Source organism: Chryseobacterium luquanense (assembly GCF_026460945.1).
GTDB classification, from domain to species: domain Bacteria; phylum Bacteroidota; class Bacteroidia; order Flavobacteriales; family Weeksellaceae; genus Chryseobacterium; species Chryseobacterium luquanense.
On sequence record NZ_JAOVZV010000043.1, the window covers coordinates 1 to 1,007 of the forward strand.

The following is a 1,007-nucleotide window of genomic DNA, read 5'->3' on the forward strand; positions in this document are numbered from 1 at the left end:
TTCCGTCCATCCCAAAATGCGGCAGGAATCTCAGAGAATCATCATACGGGCATCAACCGTTTGGTTAAATTATCTTTAGTCATAGAAGGTAAAGTAATCAAATATTACAAGCATTTTAAGCTGACTCAGAGTGCACAAAAACACCACGAATTTACCCTCACTTTAGCTCACGACACCTTAGGCGACCGCCAAACCCATACTTTAGAAGAAGCCAATAAGTTTTTAGGCAAAAGATTAACGGCAGTTATCTCTTATAAAGATATTGAAAGCAGTCCTGAAAGAACATTTGTAGGCGTAATTACGGGAGTTGGTTTCAGTCAGGAGAGAATGAGTTTGGGAAATATCGTGCTTTCAGGTTACAGTCCGACCATTTTGTTGGATGGAGCTCCTCATATTCAGAGTTTTGGAGGAAATCAGGCTGTGAATATGGGAATTATTGCTGAAGAAGTCATTAAACAAGGTTTAGATAAAAGCCGGTTTGATATCAGAATCGATACCAATGATTATTCTCAAATCATTTACAGCAGTCAATACGATGAAACGCATTATAATTACCTGGCTCGAATGGCCGAAGCGTATGGTGAACAGTTTTATTATGACGGAGAAGTTCTGCATTTCGGAAAACTTCCGCCACAAAACACTCCGATCAAATTGATTTACGGAAGCAGCGCCAATGATATCAAGGTTGAATTAAAGGCAGTTCATACAAAACCGCAATATTACGGCTACAACAGCAATAAAAATGAGGTTTTAAAATCCGGAAATACACCGATTCAGCATGTCGGAGATTTAGCAAAAACAGCTTACGAACACAACGATAAAATTTATAAAACCCCTTCATTAAGAGTTGCTCCGATTAAAGCGACGACCCATTTGGACGTTGAATATTCTCAAAAAAGCACAGCAGGAAGTGAAGCGGTCAATGTTTTTAATCTTTCGGGAACTACAACGGTTCCGTTTTTACATCCGGGATGTTCAGTAGACATTGAAATGCGAAAAGTTGACAC

General features: G+C 39.2%; 1 pseudogene. It reads left to right on the forward strand.

What is annotated here, in order from left to right:
- Window positions 1–1,007 (forward strand): annotated as a pseudogene (locus OEA66_RS20395) (Vgr family protein); the annotation flags it as partial.